The following is a 14713-nucleotide window of genomic DNA, read 5'->3' on the forward strand; positions in this document are numbered from 1 at the left end:
CTCCTGTTCTCTGTCTCTGGGATATACTTTAGCAAAAAGGTGTGTTCACTTATTGTGCGATCTGTGAAAGCCCGGTGAATTAAACTTAAATGAACCTTAAAATTCATTTTTTCTATCTGATTTATTTAATTTATACAAATAATTTTCAATTTATTTTTAGTGTATTGTAGATATTTTCTAACTATTATGTTATAATATTTACAAAAAAGAAAGTCCATCGAAAGGAGGATTCACTATGAGTAAACGTATTATCACAATCAATCGAATGTATGGAAGCGGTGGACATGCGATCGGCAAGGCTCTCGCAGAAGAACTTGAAATCGGTTTTTATGATAAAGAACTGATCGAGATCGCAGCCAGGGACAAGAATATTCCTTTCGGCGATCTTGCTGATGTGGATGAGAAACGGCCAGGGGCATGGAGTTTTCCTGTAAATCATGAGATTCAGATAAGCCAGGATTACCGGGCAATTCCGATGAATGATGTTCTGTTTGAACTCCAGCGCGATATCATCCTTTCCCTTTCGGACAAGGAAGACTGCGTGATCGTAGGAAGATGTGCCAACCATATCCTCCAGGATCGTACTTTAAGCGTATTCATCTACGCACCGTTTGAGACCCGTGTCAAAAATGTCATGGAGCGCCTCGACCGTGAAGAAAAGAGTGCCCGCAAACTGGTCAAGAGAATGGACAAAGAACGTAGATCCTATTACGAATTCTTTACCGATGAGAAATGGCTGGATATGGGACAGTATGATCTGTGTATCGACAGCAGTAAATTTACTACGGAAGAGATCGTGAAGATCCTTAAAGAAGCTTATGAAAGATAGTTAGATTGTCAAACGCGTCATTGGTGTTTTCCTGATATGTAATGTAATAATGTGGGGGAATGTAGCTGCATTCCCCCATAGATTTTATTTTGAGATATATTCTTTTAGAAATTCATAGATCTGGTTTTCGGTCGGCGGGCAGCCTTCTGCATGATGTTTGAAGTTTCTGGTGCAGTGTCCGACTCCGAGTTCTCCGCTCTTGCCTCTGTATCCCTGTCCGATGCAGATTTTTTCATGCAGTTTTTCAAGAAGCCCTTCCTGTTTGAGCATATCCAGTGCCGGGATGAGGTATCCGTAGCAGGCACTACAGGAATCTACTTCCTCGACAGCATCAGCTACTTCTACAACTTTGCGGCGTTCCGGGATGTTCTGCTGAACATTTTCACCCAGTACGTGGATGTCCGCTTTGGAAATGTCGGAACAGCCAACGCCAAGTTCTCCGGCAAGTTTTACATAGGGAACGTCAGAAACCTTGTAGTGGAGCTGCTGACAGACATAGGCATCTACGAGTACCGGATCCATTGCTGTCCAGATGCGGTTCATCACAACCGGATTTCCACCATCCTCAAAATCCAGGTCGCCGCAGATATTGTCGACTACGATAAAATCCTGATGGATGCCTGTATTTAAGTGCGCGATTGGTTTGTGCAGCCCCATGGAATGGAAATGACGTTTTTCTGTGTTCGGGATCAGTCCCTTCATATTCTTGAGGGCACAGGTAATCTTGGTCTGGCAGTGTCCTTTCATGACCGGTACATTGATCAGGAAATCGACATCCTTTACGCTGTTGCAGATCTTGAGTTCCAGACCGCTACAGTCTTTTGTAAAACTCTTGTCTTTCTGGGTGTCGTGGAATTCCACGTCATAGTCATCGCAGATCTGCTGATAACCGCATACTTCAAATACATCCGAAGTACGGTCCCCCACCCAGGATCCCTCAAGGATCATCATCCTGCGGAAACCGTGTTCCTTGAGGTATTCAAGGATTCCAGCGATGATCTCTGTATGCGTCGTTGCACCATTGGACGGGTCAGATGCCGAAACCATGTTCGGCTTGATACCAACCATCTTGTCCTTATCACCGATCAGCTCCGCAAGATTGCTCTCCTCCAGAAGTTCTTTGGTGATTTTCTTGTATTCCGTGCCAGTTTTTATGAAAATTTGGTTTTTGTTCATGAATGACCCTCCTGTTTGTGTAGTTCTGTATATTTCTCTTTTTACAGGATAACGCATTTTGGGGAAATGTGCCAGTTAATTATTTTAAGAGGAGGAGTAGTTTTTCTTTTATGTTGCTGCAGTTATTTTTTAATTTCATCATCATCCATTTTAATTTAGTCATTTTGGCCTATTATGACCAAATTAAGTTAGTCTAAAGTAACATGTGTTTTTTCCTTTTCCCTCTTTTTTCAGTTCACCTGCAGCAACCAGTTTTCTTAAAGCTCCCTCAATAGAACTGTCACTGAGTGTAGGACACAATTCACGAATATCCTGTTTATTAAAACGTCCGATCTTATTTTGGCTTGCTCTGCGTACCATCTCAAGTGCAGGAAGTTTCGTTTCAACCAGGCTCATTCTGTCTTCAAAATCCTTATAGGCAGCAAGGATCGTTCCAAGGAGATATTTAATAAATGGCACTACATCTTCTGTTCCTTCGCGCCAGCCTGTCTGCGATGCAGCAAGCGCAGAATAGTACAAATCCTTATTCTTTGCAATCTTCGCTTCCAATGAAACATACTTTCCAACATAAAATCCATTTCTATATAAAAGCAATGTTGTAAGAAGACGGCTCATTCTGCCATTTCCATCATTAAAAGGATGTATACACAAAAAATCATGAATGAAAACAGGAATAGCAATCAATGGTTCCAACTCCATATTTCCTATGACTCGATTATATTCTTCACAAATCCTGTCAAGTGCCTCCGGCGTTTCATATGGTGCAAGTGGTGTAAAAAGGACTTCAACATGACCATCTGGATAAGTCGCACTGATATAATTCTGCACATTCTTTGTCTGTCCTGCGATCGGATTATTCATATGGCTATACAGTATCTTATGAAGCTGCAGAATATAATTTCTTGTGATGGGAATGGCATCAAAACTATCATGTATAATATTCAAGACGTCACGATATCCTGCAATTTCCTGCTCGTCACGATTTTTCGGCGTAGTTTTTTCTTCGACAAGCTGTCGGATTCTCGTACTGGTTGTAACAATTCCCTCAATTGCATTAGATGCCTCCGTACTTTGTATTTTGGCAATCTCCACTAACTTTTCAAGTTCCTCCGGACGCTGCTTCAGATATAATTCCTGTTTTCCAGCTTCTTTATAAATCGCAGCAACCAGCCCCAAGACTTCTGAATCCCATTTTTGCTCCTTGATCGCTGAATAATTAAAGTCTCGCATTCCCTTACCCCTCCTTCCTTTCCCTTAAATAATAGTATAAAATAAGGGAATATTCAATAATTTAAGCGAATATTCCCTTATTATTCTACCCCAATTACGAGAATGATATGCACGAGTAAACTCGCATAGATGATTTCCACTTCCGGACATCTGATTTCCAAATTTCCGGAAGTGCGATCTCATCGCACAAGAATATCCATCCTGCTCCCCTTATCTTCAACTCGTGACAATTTGTCACAGTTTATTACCTTCATTTTATCATTTTTCTTAAAGCATTTTATTTTCTTTGTACGATTCGAATATATATGAAGGATTTTCATAATATACACTGCTGTTATAGTCATCGATCTTAGCGCTGATAAACGAATTGTAAACTTTAATTAATGCATCAATAATACTTATATTTTCGTACTCTGCTACCTGTTTTATAAGACGCTTATATACTTTTCCGATATCCCAATGAGATGGAATGGAATATTTACATTCTCCAACATTGTCAAATGTACCAATACCTATCTGTGCTTCTTCTATAAAGTCACCACTTACTCGATCAATGTTATCACAATGATAAACATCTGCAAGATCATATATCTTTTCCAACCGTTCTTTGCCCAGCTGATTCACGATATATGCACGGATATTCTTAGTCTTTCTTGCAATATAATCAATCAAACTACAGGTAAAAAACAAATCGTTATCCTTCTGTGTTTCTCTTCCGATTCCAATCATTAAAGCACCTCACAATCTCGATATTTTAAGCATTTCAGCGCTGCCTCTGTACAGAATACAATTTGATGTGTCGGATATTTGAATTTAGCAAGAACCCAGAATTGTTCTCGTGTGATCACACCATCTATATAATCTGAAATAAAGTTATAAATCTGATCATCAGCCATAGCACCGATGACAATGTCATAGTCATGTTCCTGTCCACTTCGGCATGAAATAATAAAATCAAGCCACTCTTCTGTCATTTCCTTAAATTCTTTTATCTTCAGATTGGAATTCAAGCGTACATTATAAATCGAAACTACCTTAGTGTCGTAACGTCTCGCCCATCTTTGCGCCTGTTCTTTAATAATGGTACAGTAAAATCCTGTTCCAAAATCTTTTGTGTTGCGTCCTTTTCGTATTTCCGGTTTTTCTACCGGCTGATAGCCACCGTGATATACTGTCATCATTGCCATTCACAAATTACCTCATCAACAATTCAATTTTGTCATCATCCATTTTAATTTAGTTAACATCAAAAAATCATTTCATTTTCCACAGAAACTTTTATTGGAGAATCTAATTGGATAAATTTTATTCTATTAGATCCCGTTTGTTCAATCACAAACTCTTTTCCAAACATATTAAATAAGCTAATCACTAATTGTTCATATGCATATTGATTATGATAATAAATTGTAATTTCAGAGACATATTTACCATAAAAAAACTCTTTTAATATCTCCTTGTCTGTCATACCAAGAGAGTGTCCCATTATAAACACCTTAATCGGGGCATCTTCTACAGATCTACGTATTTGTGGTATCCATGCTTTATAAAATGCACCTGTTCGTTTCTGAATTCTTTGAAAGAATTTTTGAAAATATATATAATCCCAATTTTCAAATGCATCATCTCTTACTCCCAATACCATATCATCTTGTTGAAGAGAGCCATGAACTTGATGATGCTGATTTATGTTTCTATTTCCATATATAATATCATTCAATTCTTCTAAATTTCGACTATTTAAATTAGCAGCATGATTTGCAAAATCTTGTAATGCCCTTTGTGTCAACCTTCCATTTTCACCTAAGCTTACACTGAATGTTTCTCTCTCAACTTCATTTTCTGTTTCTTCTATTTTGATGTTATTCCTATATAACGTCCAAAACTCTGCCCAGTTTTCAACTACAACCAAAAAATCTGTATATCTTGTTGGCAATTTATGATACAAATCAAATCCATTGCCAATTATTAACACATCATTATTCATAATACCTTCCTATCTTTCTACCTTTAAATGACCGAATATTGTATATCATTACTCTCGGCATAGTCAATTACTTCTTTTCTCATCTCCACTGTACACTTTCTACCTATAATTATTCTTGAAATACTCAATTCAAAATCTGTATATGATTTCGCAATTCCTTTATATGCTTTGCGTTCTTTTATATTATATTGAATCTGACCACCATTAAACTCAGCCAAATCATATGGACAATACAGCATCCTTACTTCTTTTTCTTTCGTGGAATCTAATTTTGCAGTTTCATTATACGGATTTTTCACTACCCATGGAATAATCGACAATTCAAAACTCTTTCTTTTCAATGCATTTATAATCATTTTCGTAAAATCAAGTGTATTTTTTTCGCAATACTCTACAGGATATAACTGATCATAATTTCCAACATTATATACTACGCAAATACCATTGCCTTCTGACGCATACGCATCCCACATATACTCTTCATATGTATATGTAAGCGAAAAAACATCATACATTTCTGTAAGATAATTAATGATTAACTCTATATATCCTTTTTTATACCCTGTTTCATTAACAATTTTCTTTATTCTATAATCAATCTGAAATTCTGTCTCATCATTTAAAGTTTTATAAAAAGAAAACCATATTTTTCCTTCTTTTAATGTCTTAAGCTTTGTTTCTGCATTTTTTTGAAATGATATAAATTTATAAACTTCATTATTTTTTATAAGCTTCTTTAAATATGCAATTTTATATGGTGTAGCTAAATCTGGTTTATCCCTTAAATTTCCTAATCGTGTTATGTATTCATCATAAAATCCGATTCCGTACATATAGCCTCTCTTTTCAATACAATTTATAGCTTTTGCCAACACTTTATCTACTATTCATTAATCCTTTATATCCAGATTAATGAATAGTAGAATATTAACAGCATCATCCCAACAACGGAAGAATATTTTCCATCAATTCATTTTTGAATTCCCTTACAACAGACTGCTTAAATTGCAATTTTGTCATAGGATGATCAACGCTTACCTTATACTCGGAGTATTGCGCCTCCTCTTTTAGATTTGTTTCGTTAGCAATAATTCCGTTTTGGAAATGTTGTACATGATACCTCACCTTTTCCGGACTAATAAACCATTTCTCTGCAAAAGCTAATATCTCTTTATTAATTGCTTCATCTCTCATACGGTTAATAATTGCTGAAATATCCTGTCTAAAATATTTACGGCTGTCATTTTCTATTTCCTCAACAATTATACTCAACAGATTTCCCATTTTCTGATTGGACTGTGAAAATTCATTGACCATTTCACGAATTTCTTTTATTTTATCCTGAAAATCTGACTGTTTTTGGTTATTTGTTTCAGGATGTAGGGAATCTACAAATCCCTGTAAAAGTTCAACAAGATATTCAAAATCAATTTTTATTTTGTGGTATGCAATCAAATCATAATCATTCACAATTGGCTCATCACCAGTAGACGGATCTCTTTCCGATCGAAGTTCCTCTACTACATTTCTATACATAGCTGCATAATCTTCATATTCCTCTTCTGAAAACTCATAACTATCCAATATATCTTCAGAATATCTGGAAAATGCTTTTAAATGAGCAAAGTCATGATCCAATGTACGGAATAAATGCACAAAAGATTGTTTTTGTTTTTTGGATAATGAACTAACATCGGAAGGTTTTTCCGCCAAAGCATGAACAGCATTTACAGATATTTTAAAATCCTGACTGACCTTTTCCCAGTCTTCTGAAAGGGCTACATCTGCACCGTCTTTTTCAAGAGAATAGAGTCTCAAAGCATAATCAATTGCAGATTTAAAGTCATTTGGTGACTGAAAAGTCACAATCTGTCCATACTGTTTTGTATCATCCAGAAGTCTGTTGGTTCTTGAGAATGCCTGTATAATATTTTGAGGTTTCATTGGTTGCTTGTCTATAAACAAAACCGATAATTGCGGAGCATCAAACCCTGTCAGCAATCGCTCTACTACAATAACCAAATCAAGCTGCTGACTTCTTTCCAGATATTTTTTCTCTTTTCGTGCCAGTCGATTATTCAAATTTTTATTATAAGTAGCAATCTCTTCAATTTTATAATAAGTTCCAAACATATCTCCATAATCCTTGAGAGATTCCTGCATTTCAATCTGATTAACTTCAGACCCCTCTTTATTTTCAGACAGAGAATATGTAATGGCAAATTTAGGAAAATCCGGCAATGCCTGATGAATTTTATCAGAAATTTTCAATTCATCATTTCCTTCTTTTATGCGTTTCAATAACTTATAGTATTTTTGAGCAATTGGAATAGATTTAACTGTTAAAATTCCCTCAAAAGTTCTACCCTTTCCTTTTTGAAGTCCAAATTTAGAGGCCGAGCGATTAAGAATAATATCCAATACCTGTCTCATATGAGTTTCACTTTCGAATACTGCTGAATCCTCAACGTTTTCTTTTGGTCCGAGATTCTCAACCATAAATCCAAGTACAGCTTCATCATGAATAGCTTCTTTGATTGTGTAACTATGAAGACATTCACCGTATAGCTGTTTCGTAGTCTGTGGAAGATCTCCTTTTTTCTCATAAGGATTTTCATCCGTTATAGGCGTTCCAGTGAAACCATACCATAAAGAACGACTGAAAAACTCTTCGATTTTCCTTTTCGTGCCAGGGGTTACTGCCCTGTGACATTCATCCACAACAAAAGCAATACGAAGATTTCTTATTTTCTGATAAGCCCTATCGCCTTCTTTTAAGCGTCTTTTTATCATGATTTGCAGTTTTTGTATAGTAGTAACAATCATCTGACGATTTCCATCAGTAAGCCGATTTATTAATGCATTAACATTATCGGTATCGTCAACATCGATTGTATCATTATCTGCGTATGACTGAAACGCCATTTTTGTTTGTGTATCTAAGTCTTTTCTATCAATCAGAAAAATCGTCTTTTCTATAGCCGGAATATCCATCAAAAGATTTCGTGTTGCTTTATAAGAAGTCATAGTCTTTCCTGATCCGGTTGTGTGCCAGATATATCCAGATTTTCCTTCTTGTGAAGCAGCACGCATAGCTTCTATGGCATGAATCTGATATGGACGAAGTAGTAACAATCTTCTGACCTCATTATCCAGTACGGTATACTGAGCAACCATCTTGTGAGCCTGAGGTATATGTAGTACAGAATCTGCAAACTCTATATAATTACAAACGGGATTATTCTTTTTATCCAACCAGCCACTAATAAATTTCTTATTTAATTCCGTATCTCTGGCTGCTGAAAAATATTTGGTGTCTACCACATTGCTTACCACAAACATCTGTATATTAGAAAAAATACCGTGGAATTTTCCTTCAGATATATATTTTTTGATTTGACGGTATCCATCCATATAGGAATGATTTTTGTTTTTCAGTTCTATGTGAATCACAGGAATACCATTTATAAGCAGAGTAACATCAAATCTTCGATTACGAATATCCTCATCCTCACCAGTTGCAAAAGCCTGATATTGATTAATTACTTCATATACGCTTGTACCACCACATATATGCTCATTGTTCATTACCAACAAATGCAGCATTTCATTCCCACGTTGTATATGCACATATACTTTTCCGTTTTCACCAACAAGCCACTTTCCTGCTTCATAAAAAGAAGCATGGGAAATGTCATTTTTTATCTTGGCAAATTCTGATTCTGATAATGGAACATCATTTAACTTGGCTTTATTATTCTGCTCTAATATATATTTGAAGTTATTCCAGAGTTGTTCCTCTGTTTTTATATCTGCTCGATAAGTCCATTGTGATTTATCGTGACATAATTTATCAATCAGACTTTTCTCAATAGCGGATTCTAATTCTGCCATAGTTTATCCTTTCTGCGGAAACATATTCTGCAACATGTATTTTTTTAGTTCCTTAAGTTCGGTACATTTACGCTGGTGAAGAGTGATGAGGTGATCCAAAGACTTAAAGTACGTACCGATTTTCTTTTGTTCTTCTAATGATGGTATAAAAAACTCAGTCTTTAAAAAGTTGTCATTATACAATCTTTTTATTGTACTTCCTTCGATACCTTCCCATTTTACGATTCTATATACACATTTCAAAAATAAATTATCGATTCTATCATCGTGTTTAAACCACACAATATTTGAATCCTGAAAATAAGCTTCCTCGCCTTTATATTCAACAGCTCTACCGATTGTTCCAGAAGCAGAAATCAATATATCTCCGACACTTGGATATTGAAATTTTTCTTTGTATTCTTCAAAAAGATCTCTTGAAATAAAAGCATCCGGATTGGCTCCAAAAGTACCTATTTTATAAAATGGAATATCTCCTTCAAAAGAAGTTTGTTCTTTGAAAACTCTTTTACACATTGCAACTGATCCCAAATCCCCGAACTTACATTGTTCCCAATCTTCAGTATATTCTTTAAATCTTATTTCTGGAACTTTCTTTCCATTCTGCGGAAACATTTTTTGGAGCATATATTTTTTCAGAAGCTTAATGTCGTTACACTTTTGCTGGTGAAGAGTGATGAGACAGTCGAGTTCTCTAAAATAGTCACCTATCTTCTGCTGTTCTTTGAGTTTTGGCATGATTAATTCAATATTAAGCATGGATTTTTGAACAAGTTTTTTCCTGCTTGCACCTGCTAACTGAACCCAATTTCGTATATCTTTATGTGCTAAAATACTATATAAAAAATATGCATTTCCTAATGGACGTAATACATGTGCATGGTTATTTACCCAAGTTTTTCCGCATATATACTGGGCAATTTCCTTTGTTCTAAAATCATCAAATGCATCTCCATCTTCCAATAAAAGAACAAGTTCCTCATCAAATAAAAACTTATTTATATACCCTTGTATATTACCAGCCCCATAATATGGAATCTCTCCAGATATTTTTTCTCTTTCTTCAGCATTTATTGGAATTCGTTCAGAATCTAAGCACTGTGCAACGTCCCCCAACTTACGCTGTTCCCAATTATCAGTGAACCCCTTAAATCTTATCTTTGGTGTACTTGACATTTCAGGCCTCCTCTAGAATTCGAATAAATTCAGAGATAGCATCTTTAGCATCTTCAGTACCGCATTCTAAATCCCTGAGCATATTCAGCAGAGAAGCATTTTCTTCTTTAATTGCTTTATCAGTCTCACGAATACGTCGAGTCAGGTCTTTCATATCAATTTCCGGTTCTTCTTCCATGGTATCCACATATCGTGGAATGTTTAAGTTGAAATCATTGGATACTACATCATCATAAGAAGCCAGATATGCTTCCTTTTCCACCGGCTTTCTATTTTTATATAGTTCCAGAACTCGGTCAATATGTTCTTCCTGCATAATATTCTGTTTTTTCTCTTTTACATACAGTTTCGATGCATCAATAAATAGCACATCCCTTCCATCTCTATGCTTCTTCAAAACTACGATACAGGTTGGAATAGAGGTATTATAAAACATATTTGACGGAAGCCCGATTACAGCATAAATAGAACCATTTTCTAACAGTTTCTGTCGGATTGTACCCTCAGATGCTCCCCTGAATAATACTCCATGTGGAAGAACAATCGCCATTGTTCCCGTCTGTTTAAGATGATAGAAACCGTGTAAAAGAAAAGCATAATCAGCTTTTGACTTAGGTGCAAGTTTACCTCCATAATCCATGAACCTTTCATCCTGCTTAAATCCTTCCGCTGCAGACCATTTTGCAGAATATGGCGGATTCATTGTAACTACATCAAATTCTGTTTCTTCATCATGCGGCCAGTCTGCATCTAATGTATCTCCATTTCTTAAATGCTGATGTTCCGGATGCACTCTATGTAAAAACATATTCATTCTCGCTAGATTGTAAGTAGAAGGCATTAATTCCTGACCATAATACTGAATATAATCTGGTTCATTTGAATAATGCTTGCAGCTCAACATTAAAGAACCAGATCCCATACAAGGATCATATACCAGAAGTCCCTTCTTATTTTCCTGACCGATCATTGCTATTCTGCATAAAAGCTGCGCAGGACCATGAGGTGTGTAGAACTCTCCTGCTTTTTTTCCTGTTTCTGATGCAAACTGCCCAATTAAATATTCATAAGCATTTCCCAAGACATCGCCCTCTGCATGAATAAGATCTGCATTAGCCAACACCTTAATTAAGTCGGATATAGTATCGCTCTGTTTCTGATCTCCAGTACCAAGACGTGTAGAATATAAGTCTACATCTGCAAACAATCCATTAAACAACTCATCTGATTCGTGAATACGATTAAATGCTGCCTGCAACTTTTCACGGCTAAAGCGATTCTCTTTTGCAGCATTAAGCATAGTAACATATGTCATATCCGGATCTAAGGTATAATGCAGAGAATTTTTTAATTCATTTAATAATTCTTTTTTTTCGTCACTATGGAAAGCTTCTTCATATGCTGCTTGGGCTTCGTCCAAATCAGCTGGAACTTTGTCATTCAGTAAATCATATGCTGTCGCCAGATAATCATCTGATAAATATTTATAGAATACTAAGCCAAGCAGATATGTTTTATACTCATTTGCATCCATTTTCCCTCTAAGTACATCTGCCCCATCCCATAAAATCTGTAATAAGTCTTTTCCCTCTGTCATTTTAGTCCTCCTCAATTTTCTTTATAACTGTAAATACCATAGATTCCATATTCTCTGCCTGCTGCAACATTAAATCTTTTTGAATAATTGCTTTTTTATAAAGACTCCCAATCAGCCGCTGGCGTTGCATATCCATTAATGGAATTTTCAGTTTCCCTACAATCTGGACATTCAGTTTTTTTACACTAAGTGTATTCCCCTGATGGAAACGATAAATCTGTTCTTCTATTTCTTTTCCTATATTAAATTGGTAACAAAAGTACCATGGATCCAGGATATTAGTATCAAAGAAGCATCTTAAAAAGTTTGAAGTTATACATTTTTCTTTTGTCCCTTTAGATAACGGTGCTGCCTTAGATTTCATAAGATTAATAATGCATTCATCTGGTCTATCCAATGTAGTGATACTATGTAAATCTTTTTCAAAATCATCCGGCGTATAAATATCTGTAATCCGCGGATCTATACGTGTTGTATTTTTTCCCAACGTAAATTGAATGACATCTTCTAAAGATATGAGCATCATTCGTCCTCCCAAACAAGTACTTTAATTAAATTACATTTATATATTATACTTCAAAATCCCGCTTGTCAATATGTACTTTAGGTAAATTACATTTACATTCTTAAATTTTTACATAATAAAAAGGATCACGTATATCTTCCACGATCCTTCTCATTCTCTCTATATATATTTCAAATTTCCAGTTCGCATTTCATCAATCTTTCCGGCAAATATTTCATCAAACACCTGCTCACACGGTACTTTACATATACGTTTTTCTTTTGATGTATCCTGGATTCTGAATGTAGTTTGATTTTTCCCCAGACAACAGCTCATATATGATTTAATGTATGGTTCTGCATCTTCCCTGCTGAAATGAATCTCCTTCTGAAGTCTTACAAAAGAGGATAAAACACTAATACAGTTAGCTCCTCCCATCGCAACAATTCCATTTCGGGCATTTTTATCATCTGAGCAGAATACATAAACTCGTTGTCCAAATTTCATATTTAAAGCCTGTAGTAATACATATGATTTTAACTCGCCAAGATTCTTCCCTGCTCCAATAGTCTCACAATCTAAGGTTAATTTTTCAAGAAATTCCGTTCTGCCTACATATAAGGCATTTATCTTAGACATTTCTGTGAAATTTTCTTCAAAGTATCTATCCTTATAAGCATCACAGGCGGTTTTCAGCATATCAACATACATTGCTAATGCTAAATCTCCATAAATAGCTGTCAATTCATCCAGAATCATTTCATCATTATAAAGATATATCAATTTACTCTTAACCTTACCCTTAAACCATTCCAATGGTCCAACAGTATTATGACGCAAAAGTTCAACACTTATCTGCTCATGACAATAAAAAGTATAATTTGGCATTACCATAATCTTATCAATCAGCTTATTTTGGTCATCTTTACGTATGAGATGCATCTTGGAGATAAAATCTGTGTCAAGCAAAGCATATTTTTCATTTGCCATACCTTCACCTTATCTTTCCTTTCGAAATTCTCTGCTGATTTTTTCCAAGTATGCTCTGTCTGACTTTTCTCTGGTATTGACAAGCAGATCATGTTCTGAATTGAACTTTAAATTTTCGAGCAGACTTCCATAATAAATCAGATCATTACTATCTTTTTGCCATCGCTCTGCTTTGCCTGTCAATTTTATTCTATCAGTGATGTATTTTGAATCTGCTTTCAGTAATTCCCTGGCCTTTTTTTCTTCAATTATTCCACTCTCAACCAATCGCAAAATAACTGCTTTATACGGAAGTGCAAAAATATCCATCAAAATAATTACACCATCAACGTCCAGTTTTTCTTTTGAAAGCCCAAACATTTTGAACTGTTCTATCACGCTTGCATCTGGCATTAGCAACAGACCGGCAAACGCATTTGCCTCCAGATCTTCTTGCGAAGTTGCCTCTTCGTCTGCCGTTCTTGAATCTAATAAAGAACCACCTGTAATTGTGTTAGTATTAATATCTTCTGCATAACAATGAATATGATACAGTTCATGTGCCATTGCAAAAATCTGTTTACACACAGGCAGATCGGAATTCACACAAAGAAAAATAGTTCCTTTTTTTATGAATGTAAAAGCCCAAAGTTCATCATCTTTAAATGGATATCTGAGTATTTCCAGGGATAATTCCCGTTTTCTTGCATAATTGGAGGCAATTCCAAATATTGAGTCTCTTATTATCGTGTTTCCGCAATAATTAGCCGCAAAGGCTTTTGCTGCTTCATTAGTTCTTTCAAATTGCATGTTCTGCTTTTTGTATAAGCTTTCGTCAATAATATCGCCCATTAGAAATCTCATACCTCCATCATTTCTGTGCCATTTTCCCTTACTCTACTGTGGAATAGAATCATATCCGAAAGTTTATCTGCGATCTGCAGTGCATTTTTTGCCTGTTCAGATTCAACTTTTCCCATAAATACATGTATAATATCTGTGTCTGGAATATGTGCTGGAATTTTAGTCAGTTCTTCCATTTTAACACCAAGAAAATCTGAAACTTGTTTCAGCTCTATCGCATTGATCATACGTGCTCCGTTAAGCATTTTACTAATTGTCTGCTTATTGGTCTGCAACGCTTCTGCAAGGTCAACCTGCTTTTTATTCTGCTTTTTAAGAATTGTAAGGATGTTTCTGGCAATTATCATATTAATATCATTCATCCTGCGTCCCTCCTTAATGAACAATTCTATTTTCTTAATTTATTATACGCCAGTTTTCCTTATTTAGTCAATATTTTAGTTACTAATATTGTTTTTAGGTGTTGAATATATCTTTTTTAGCTAT

The 14713-nt window shown here is 35.5% G+C and carries 14 protein-coding genes; 1 reads left to right on the forward strand and 13 read right to left on the reverse strand.

The genetic code is table 11. The annotated features are described in order from the left end of the window. The first annotated feature begins 235 nt into the window (after positions 1–235). Positions 236–829: a cytidylate kinase-like family protein gene (locus WMO75_RS09355; protein WP_022214868.1), complete on the forward strand. Its 594-nt coding sequence runs from the start codon at positions 236–238 to the stop codon at positions 827–829. A gap of 84 nt (positions 830–913) precedes the next feature. On the opposite strand, the gene WMO75_RS09360 is transcribed toward WMO75_RS09355, so the two are convergent. The 13 genes from WMO75_RS09360 to WMO75_RS09420 form a co-directional block, all read right to left on the reverse strand. Next, positions 914–2005 carry a DUF362 domain-containing protein gene (locus WMO75_RS09360; RefSeq protein WP_227223040.1) on the reverse strand — a complete coding sequence of 364 codons (1092 nt, stop codon included), beginning with the start codon at positions 2003–2005 and terminating at the stop codon, positions 914–916. 183 nt (positions 2006–2188) lie between these two features. Continuing rightward, the gene (locus WMO75_RS09365) at positions 2189–3235 is read right to left on the reverse strand and encodes a Fic family protein (RefSeq protein WP_118251454.1); all 1047 of its coding nucleotides are present in this window, start codon (positions 3233–3235) and stop codon (positions 2189–2191) included. 267 nt (positions 3236–3502) lie between these two features. Then, positions 3503–3964, reverse strand: a complete 462-nt coding sequence (locus WMO75_RS09370; protein WP_349077937.1) for a hypothetical protein — start codon at positions 3962–3964, stop codon at positions 3503–3505. Continuing rightward, on the reverse strand, positions 3964–4422 hold the full coding sequence (locus WMO75_RS09375; protein ID WP_118251452.1) for a DUF3990 domain-containing protein: 459 nt from the start codon (positions 4420–4422) through the stop codon (positions 3964–3966). Before WMO75_RS09375 ends, WMO75_RS09370 begins: the two co-directional genes overlap by 1 nt. 59 nt (positions 4423–4481) lie before the next feature. Next, positions 4482–5222: an AbiH family protein gene (locus WMO75_RS09380; protein ID WP_349077938.1), complete on the reverse strand. Its 741-nt coding sequence runs from the start codon at positions 5220–5222 to the stop codon at positions 4482–4484. 23 nt (positions 5223–5245) lie between these two features. Further along, positions 5246–6055, reverse strand: a complete 810-nt coding sequence (locus WMO75_RS09385) for a hypothetical protein (protein ID WP_118251450.1) — start codon at positions 6053–6055, stop codon at positions 5246–5248. 103 nt (positions 6056–6158) lie between these two features. Continuing rightward, the gene (locus WMO75_RS09390) at positions 6159–9116 is read right to left on the reverse strand and encodes a type I restriction enzyme subunit R domain-containing protein (RefSeq protein WP_349077939.1); all 2958 of its coding nucleotides are present in this window, start codon (positions 9114–9116) and stop codon (positions 6159–6161) included. Between the two features lie 3 nt (positions 9117–9119). After that, positions 9120–10292: a restriction endonuclease subunit S gene (locus WMO75_RS09395; RefSeq protein WP_349077940.1), complete on the reverse strand. Its 1173-nt coding sequence runs from the start codon at positions 10290–10292 to the stop codon at positions 9120–9122. 1 nt (position 10293) lies between these two features. Beyond that, positions 10294–11889, reverse strand: coding sequence for a type I restriction-modification system subunit M (locus tag WMO75_RS09400; RefSeq protein ID WP_349077941.1), 1596 nt, complete (start codon positions 11887–11889; stop codon positions 10294–10296). A gap of 1 nt (position 11890) precedes the next feature. Continuing rightward, entirely contained in the window at positions 11891–12415 is a 525-nt protein-coding gene (locus WMO75_RS09405) for a restriction endonuclease subunit S domain-containing protein (protein WP_349077942.1), read from the reverse strand. Positions 12416–12574: 159 nt separating this feature from the next. Beyond that, on the reverse strand, positions 12575–13384 hold the full coding sequence (locus WMO75_RS09410) for a hypothetical protein (RefSeq protein ID WP_349077943.1): 810 nt from the start codon (positions 13382–13384) through the stop codon (positions 12575–12577). A gap of 9 nt (positions 13385–13393) precedes the next feature. After that, entirely contained in the window at positions 13394–14215 is an 822-nt protein-coding gene (locus WMO75_RS09415) for an ImmA/IrrE family metallo-endopeptidase (protein WP_349077944.1), read from the reverse strand. Positions 14216–14223: 8 nt separating this feature from the next. Further along, the gene (locus WMO75_RS09420; RefSeq protein WP_349077945.1) at positions 14224–14589 is read right to left on the reverse strand and encodes a helix-turn-helix domain-containing protein; all 366 of its coding nucleotides are present in this window, start codon (positions 14587–14589) and stop codon (positions 14224–14226) included. Positions 14590–14713 lie beyond the last annotated feature (124 nt).

The organism is Blautia intestinihominis (assembly GCF_040096655.1).
Taxonomy (GTDB): Bacteria; Bacillota; Clostridia; order Lachnospirales; family Lachnospiraceae; genus Blautia_A; species Blautia_A intestinihominis.

Coding starts and splice junctions, on each gene's coding strand:
- WMO75_RS09410 (WP_349077943.1), bottom strand. CDS start 13,384: ATGGCAAATGAAAAATATGCTTTGCTTGACACAGATTTTATCTCCAAG.
- WMO75_RS09415 (WP_349077944.1), bottom strand. CDS start 14,215: ATGGGCGATATTATTGACGAAAGCTTATACAAAAAGCAGAACATGCAA.
- WMO75_RS09405 (WP_349077942.1), bottom strand. CDS start 12,415: ATGATGCTCATATCTTTAGAAGATGTCATTCAATTTACGTTGGGAAAA.
- WMO75_RS09380 (WP_349077938.1), bottom strand. CDS start 5,222: ATGAATAATGATGTGTTAATAATTGGCAATGGATTTGATTTGTATCAT.
- WMO75_RS09355 (WP_022214868.1), top strand. CDS start 236: ATGAGTAAACGTATTATCACAATCAATCGAATGTATGGAAGCGGTGGA.
- WMO75_RS09370 (WP_349077937.1), bottom strand. CDS start 3,964: ATGATTGGAATCGGAAGAGAAACACAGAAGGATAACGATTTGTTTTTT.
- WMO75_RS09400 (WP_349077941.1), bottom strand. CDS start 11,889: ATGACAGAGGGAAAAGACTTATTACAGATTTTATGGGATGGGGCAGAT.
- WMO75_RS09365 (WP_118251454.1), bottom strand. CDS start 3,235: ATGCGAGACTTTAATTATTCAGCGATCAAGGAGCAAAAATGGGATTCA.
- WMO75_RS09360 (WP_227223040.1), bottom strand. CDS start 2,005: ATGAACAAAAACCAAATTTTCATAAAAACTGGCACGGAATACAAGAAA.
- WMO75_RS09420 (WP_349077945.1), bottom strand. CDS start 14,589: ATGAATGATATTAATATGATAATTGCCAGAAACATCCTTACAATTCTT.
- WMO75_RS09375 (WP_118251452.1), bottom strand. CDS start 4,422: ATGGCAATGATGACAGTATATCACGGTGGCTATCAGCCGGTAGAAAAA.
- WMO75_RS09390 (WP_349077939.1), bottom strand. CDS start 9,116: ATGGCAGAATTAGAATCCGCTATTGAGAAAAGTCTGATTGATAAATTA.
- WMO75_RS09395 (WP_349077940.1), bottom strand. CDS start 10,292: ATGTCAAGTACACCAAAGATAAGATTTAAGGGGTTCACTGATAATTGG.
- WMO75_RS09385 (WP_118251450.1), bottom strand. CDS start 6,055: ATGTACGGAATCGGATTTTATGATGAATACATAACACGATTAGGAAAT.